Origin of the sequence: Bacillus cereus group sp. BfR-BA-01356 (genome assembly GCF_022663635.1) — a bacterium.
GTDB classification, from domain to species: Bacteria; Bacillota; Bacilli; order Bacillales; family Bacillaceae_G; genus Bacillus_A; species Bacillus_A cereus.
The window spans coordinates 1-366 of sequence record NZ_JAKUFX010000302.1 but is presented as its reverse complement, the minus strand read 5'-3'; the positions used below and the strand labels follow the sequence as shown (position 1 = coordinate 366).

Here is a 366-nt window from a genome sequence, read left to right as displayed (position 1 = left end):
GCTTTAAATCTCCGTTGTATTCTATTTTTAGCTACCACTGGTTCATGACCGAGCACAAATATCTTTTTCTTTTTTCTAACCCGAGATAATACGTTGTATTTTCTCATGATACGTAATACTTTTTTATGATTCATTACGATGTTAAATTGATCACGTAGACAAGCTGTAACCCGACGATATCCATACCGATATTTATGATGTTGACATATTTCTATTACGTTTTTTTCTTCATGGTTAGTTACTGTTTTCTCCTGATTTTTCCAACGATAATAAGTAGCACGTGAAATATTAAATATGGAACACAGTTCTGCAATTGTAAAAATTGATTGCCATTCCTTTATCATTTTCATTATTTCTTCTTTTCCT

At 31.1% G+C, this 366-nt stretch carries 1 protein-coding gene; it reads right to left on the bottom strand.

Features of this window, described 5'->3' with window-relative positions; all coding sequences use genetic code 11:
* Nucleotides 1-350: IS3 family transposase (locus MR168_RS33160; RefSeq protein ID WP_242291775.1), on the bottom strand; the 350-nt coding region annotated here is incomplete at its 3' end.
* Nucleotides 351-366: the final 16 nt, after the last annotated feature.